This is a genomic window from Actinotalea sp. C106, from assembly GCF_023630195.1.
Taxonomy (GTDB): Bacteria; Actinomycetota; Actinomycetes; order Actinomycetales; family Cellulomonadaceae; genus Actinotalea.
In genome coordinates, this window is the sequence record NZ_JALPKN010000215.1 from 1 (window position 1) to 5,517 (window position 5,517).

The window sequence follows — 5,517 nt, forward strand, 5'->3', positions numbered from 1 at the left end:
TCCCCGCCGAGGAGGCGGCTGCGCTCGCGGTGAGCGCCTGGGCTCCGTGGCAGGTGCTGCTCGGCGCGCTCGGCGACGCCCCCTGGTGCGGCCGACTGCGCCTCGACGCGGCACCCTGGGGTGCCGGCTACCTCGTCGTGGACTGGACCCCCGACGGCGGGACGGGCGCCCGGTGAGCGGCGAGCCTCGGGTCGTGGCGGTGGTGGGCCCCACGGCGACCGGGAAGTCCGACCTCGGCCTGGCCCTCGCCGAGCACCTGGGCGGAGAGGTGGTCAACGCCGACGCCATGCAGCTCTATCGCGGGATGAACATCGGCACCGCCAAGCTCACCCCCGCCGAGCGGCGAGGGGTTCCTCATCACCAGCTCGACGTGCTCGACGTCGCCGAGGACGCCTCGGTCGCGGCCTACCAGCGGCACGCCCGGGCGGACCTCGACGCGGTCCGGACCAGGGCGCGCCGCCCCGTCGTCGTCGGGGGGTCGGGGCTCTACGTCCGGGCCCTGCTCGACCGTCTGACCTTCCCGCCCGCCGACGAGGCGGTGCGCGCCGCGCTCGAGGAACGGGCCCGCGAGCACGGTCCGGGCCTGCTGCACGACGAGCTGCGCGCGACCGACCCGGCCGCGGCTGGTCGTATCGAGCGGGCGAACACCCGCAGGATCGTCCGCGCCCTCGAGGTGATCACCCTGACCGGCCGTCCCTACAGCGCGACCCTGCCCGAGCACGTCTACGAGGTACCTGCTCTCCAGCTGGGCCTGGACTGCGACCGCACGCTGCTCGACGAGCGGATCCAGCATCGGGTCGAGCGCATGTGGGAGCGGGGCCTGGTCGCCGAGGTCCGTGAGCTCGCCGGGCCGGGGGGCGACGGCCTGGGACGGACAGCGACGAGGGCGGTGGGGTACGCCGAGGGGCTTGCCGTGCTGCGCGGTGACCTCACCGAGGCTGAGGCTCGCGCGGCCGTGGCGGCAGGGACGCGCCGGCTCGCGCGCAAGCAGATGGGCTGGTTCGGCCGGGACCCCCGCGTGCACTGGCTCGACGCGCAGGCCCCCGACCTCCTCGAGCAGGCCCTCGACCTCGTCGGCCGGGCGGAGCGCGGTGAGCTGCCCGACACGGGTGTCCGTCGCCGTACCCTCGGGTCATGAGCTCCACCACGGTGACCGCGACGACGACCCTCGGGCCCGGCCCGCGGCTGCAGGTCGCGAAGGGCCACGGCACCGAGAACGACTTCGTCCTGCTGCACGACCCCGACGGCCAGGTCGACCTCACCCCGGCCCTCGTGCGGGGGCTCGCGGACCGGCGTGCGGGCCTGGGGGGCGACGGCGTGATCCGGCTGGTGCGCAGCACGCACCTCGCCGAGGGGGCAGACGCCCTGGCCGAGGACGCGTCCGCCGTCTGGTTCATGGACTACCGCAACGGCGACGGGACCCTCGCCGAGATGTGCGGCAACGGCGTCCGTGTCGCGGCGCTGTTCGCCGAGCGCCTCGGGCTGTGGGACGGCACGGGGGCCCTCGTGCTCGGGACCCGAGCCGGGGTGCGCCGCGTGCACCGCGACCCCCAGGGCAGCGGTTGGTACGCCGTGGACATGGGGACCTGGAGCATGCCCGGGGGGGCGGGGTCGGCGGCCCAGGGGATGGACGCCGAGGTCGAGGTCCCCGGGCTCCCCGTCGTGCGCCCGGCGCTGAGCATCGACGTCGGGAACCCGCACACGGTGCTGGCCCTCGCGGATGTCGCTGAGCTCGCGGCCGCGGACCTGACCCGCCCGCCTGTCGTCAGCCCCGCCCCCGTGGCGGGGACCAACGTCGAGCTCGTGGTGCCCTTGGGCGAGGAGGCAGGGCCCGACGGCGAGGTCGTCGGGCGGCTGCGCATGCGGGTGCACGAGCGGGGGGTGGGGGAGACCCGCTCGTGCGGGACCGGGGCCTGCGCGGCCGCGATGGCCGTGCGGACCTGGGCGGGGGCCGAGGCACCGTCGACGTGGATGGTCGAGGTCCCGGGGGGCACGGTGCGAGTGACAGCCCTACCTGAGGGACGGGTCGAGCTGGCGGGACCGGCGCGCCTGGTCGCCGAGGGCGAGGTCGACCTCGACGCCCTCGTCCAGGACGCGGCGGCGAGCCCCTCCGCCTGAGGTCGCGACCCGGGTCGGTTCAGCCCGGTGAGCAGACCCGCAGCACCCGGTACCCCTTGGCGCTCGCGATCCTCTCGACGTCGGTGCCGAGCCTCTCGCCGATCCAGCGCTGCAGGGAGTCCGCGCCCAGGTTGCGTTGCACCACCAGGTGCGCGCTCGCGGCCTGCTCGAGCCGGGGCAGCCACTGCTCGAGCATCGCGTGCAGGGCCGGCTTGCCGATGCGGATCGGGGGGTTCGACCACAGCGCCGCGAAGGCCACCTCGGGCACCTCCTCGGGGCGGACCGCCCGGAGGTTGGTCAGCCCGAGGCGGGTGGCCGTCCCGCGCAGCAGGTCCAGGGCTCGCGCGTTGACGTCCACCGCCCACACGGTCGCCTCGGGGGAGGCCAGGGCCATCGTCAGGGCGACCGGGCCCCAGCCGCAGCCGAGGTCGAGCAGGTGACCGGTCGCCGGTGGGGGCGGAACGCTGCGGAGCAGCACCTGCGTCCCGAGGTCGATCCGTCCGGGGGAGAAGATGCCGGGCGCGGTGTCGACCACCACGTCGCGGCCGGCCAGGCGGATCGCCAAGGTCCGGCGCTCGTCCGCCGAGGCGGGCTCGGCGGTGAAGTAGTGGTCCTCGGGAGGAGGTCCTGGCTCGGGCACGGCGCGTACTCTACCGGCCACCGGTCGTCCGCTGTGCGAGGAATTGCCTCGCCGCAGGCCCTGCCGCGTGCCACCCTGGGACTCCCGACGAGAGGTGCCGATGACCGACCCGACGACCGACCCCACCCCCGGTGACCTGGACGACCACGACGGCGTGGACCGCCAGCGCGACGCCCGTGAGCTCGCCGACGCCGTCGTGGCGCGCGTGCTGGCGCGGGCGGGCACGGCCCTCGACCTCGGAGGCACCCGCCTCTCCGAGAGCGACGGTGACCAGCTCGACCGGGCCGACCGCGCCGCCCTGCGCCGCGTGGCGGGTCTGTCGACCGAGCTCGACGACGTCACCGAGGTCGAGTACCGGCAGCTACGCCTCGAGAAGGTCGTGCTCGCGGGCATCTGGACCAAGGGCACCGCCGAGGACGCCGAGGTCTCGTTGCGCGAGCTCGCCGCCCTCGCCGAGACCGCCGGCTCGCAGGTCCTCGACGGCGTCCTGCAGCGACGTCAGAACCCTGACCCCGGGACCTACCTCGGGTCGGGCAAGGCCGCCGAGCTCGCGGAGATCGTCCAGGCGACAGGGGCCGACACCGTCATCATCGACGCCGACCTGGCCCCCTCCCAGCGCCGTGCCCTCGAGGACATCGTGCGCATCAAGGTGATCGACCGCACCGCGCTGATCCTCGACATCTTCGCCCAGCACGCCAAGTCGCGGGAGGGCAAGGCTCAGGTCGAGCTGGCCCAGCTCGAGTACCTGCTGCCGCGCCTGCGCGGCTGGGGCGAGTCGATGTCCCGCCAGGCCGGTGGACGGGTCGCGGCCGGTGCCGGGATCGGGTCCCGCGGACCCGGTGAGACCAAGATCGAGCTCGACCGTCGTCGGATCCGCACCCGGATGTCCAAGCTGCGCCGCGAGATCGCGGCGATGACCCCGGCGCGGGCCACGCAGCGCTCCTCGCGTCGTCGCCGGCACGTGCCTTCGGTCGCGATCGCGGGCTACACGAACGCCGGCAAGTCGAGCCTGCTGAACCGGCTCACGGGGGCCGGCGTGCTGGTCGAGAACGCGCTGTTCGCGACCCTCGACCCGACGGTCCGCCGGGCGCAGACCCCGGACGGCCGCGACTACACCCTGGCCGACACCGTGGGGTTCGTCCGCTCCTTGCCGACCCAGCTGGTCGAGGCCTTCCGGTCGACCCTCGAGGAGGTCGGGGAGTCCGACCTGCTGCTCCACGTCGTCGACGTCTCCCACCCGGACCCCGAGGGGCAGATCGCCGCCGTGCGCGCGGTCCTCGCCGAGATCGAGGGGGTCGACGACGTGCCCGAGCTCATCGTGCTCAACAAGGCCGATGTGGCCGACCCCGAGGTGGTCGACCGGCTGCGCCGGCGGGAGCCGCGGTCTGTCGTGGTCTCGGCCTACACCGGCGCCGGGATCGACGACCTGCGCGAGCGGGTCGCGGCCCAGCTGCCGCGCCCCGAGGAGCTGGTCGAGGTGGTCGTCCCCTACGGCCGCGGTGACCTCGTGAGCCGGGTGCACAGCGAGGGCGAGATCCACACCGAGCGGCACCTGGAGGCCGGGACCGCGCTGCGCGCCCTGGTCGACCCGGATCTCGCCGCCGAGCTGCGTTCTGCCTCCGTGGCCTGATCCCGGCGTGGGCTCGGGCGTCCCCGCGAGCGCCTAGGCTTCCCCGGTGACTGCGCGCCCGGACCCGGACCCCTCGGAGAGCCTGGCCGACGGCACGGCGGGGACGGAGCCCTCCGAGGCCGCGCCCGGGGGAGCCGAGGCACCGCCCGTCCTGCAGCTGCTCGACCAGGCGGTGGGAGCCCTGGGCGGTCGGCCCCGCGAGGGCCAGCAGCAGATGGCGAGCGCCGTCGCCGAGGCGATCGAGCACCGCGAGCACCTGCTCGTCCAGGCCGGCACGGGGACCGGGAAGTCCCTCGGCTACCTGGTCCCGGCCGTGCGGCACGCGGTCCTGGCCGAGGAGCGGGTGGTCGTCTCGACCGCGACCCTCGCACTGCAGCGGCAGGTCATGACCCGTGACCTCCCTCTCGTCGCGCAGGCCGTGACCCCGTCCCTGCCCCGCGAGCCCCAGATCGCCCTGCTCAAGGGGTGGCACAACTACGTGTGCGCCCAGAAGGTCGCAGGCGGGTACCCCCAGGACGAGCCCGGGACGCTCTTCGACGCCGCCTTCGGTGAGGCGCCCGGCGCCGCGGACCACCCCGGCGGTGACGAGGGCGACGGGGACGGGGCCGGCAAGCTCGGTCGGCAGGTGGTGCGCCTTCGCGAGTGGGCCCAGGAGACGGTCACGGGCGACCGCGACGACTGCGTCCCCGGGGTCTCGGACCGAGCGTGGCGTCAGGTCTCGGTCACGGCCATGGAGTGCCTGGGGCCCAAGTGCCCGATGATCGACGAGTGCTTCCCCGAGCAGGCCCGCGCCCGGGCTCGGGAGGCCGATGTGGTCGTGACCAACCATGCGATGCTGGGCATCGCGGCCGGCGGGTCACCCGGGGTGCTGCCCGAGCACGAGGTGCTCGTCGTCGACGAGGCCCACGAGCTCGCTGAGCGGGTCACCGCCCAGGCCACCGTCGAGCTCTCCGCGGTGAGCATCGAGCAGGCCGCACGCCTGGCCCGTCGGCACGGCGGAGTTCTCACCACCGACCTCGACACCGCGGGGCAGGGGCTCGGGGCCGTGCTCGCGGGCCTGCCGGAAGGGCGCCTGCGCGGAGGGCTGCCCGGCGACGTGGCCCTGGCCGTCGACGCGGTGCGCGACGCG

Annotated in this window: 5 protein-coding genes; 4 read left to right on the forward strand and 1 reads right to left on the reverse strand. The window is 75.2% G+C overall.

The window, feature by feature from the left end:
• Positions 1-193: 193 nt before the first annotated feature.
• Together miaA and dapF are read left to right on the forward strand one after the other, a co-directional pair.
• Positions 194-1,138 (forward strand): tRNA (adenosine(37)-N6)-dimethylallyltransferase MiaA, encoded by a 945-nt coding sequence (gene miaA, locus L0B03_RS13270; RefSeq protein WP_250446532.1) that lies wholly within the window; start codon positions 194-196, stop codon positions 1,136-1,138.
• The gene (dapF, locus tag L0B03_RS13275) at positions 1,135-2,118 is read left to right on the forward strand and encodes a diaminopimelate epimerase (RefSeq protein ID WP_250446534.1); all 984 of its coding nucleotides are present in this window, start codon (positions 1,135-1,137) and stop codon (positions 2,116-2,118) included. The genes miaA and dapF overlap by 4 nt, the downstream gene beginning before the upstream one ends.
• A gap of 19 nt (positions 2,119-2,137) precedes the next feature.
• On the opposite strand, the gene L0B03_RS13280 is transcribed toward dapF, so the two are convergent.
• Positions 2,138-2,758: a methyltransferase gene (locus L0B03_RS13280; RefSeq protein WP_250446536.1), complete on the reverse strand. Its 621-nt coding sequence runs from the start codon at positions 2,756-2,758 to the stop codon at positions 2,138-2,140.
• Between the two features lie 100 nt (positions 2,759-2,858).
• Here L0B03_RS13280 and hflX point away from each other — a divergent pair, with 100 nt between their 5' ends.
• Both hflX and L0B03_RS13290 read left to right on the forward strand, forming a co-directional pair.
• Positions 2,859-4,388, forward strand: coding sequence for a GTPase HflX (gene hflX / locus L0B03_RS13285; RefSeq protein ID WP_250446538.1), 1,530 nt, complete (start codon positions 2,859-2,861; stop codon positions 4,386-4,388).
• A 46-nt stretch (positions 4,389-4,434) separates the two neighbouring features.
• Positions 4,435-5,517 (forward strand): ATP-dependent DNA helicase (locus L0B03_RS13290; protein ID WP_374204954.1); only part of this gene is annotated, 1,083 nt, incomplete at its 3' end.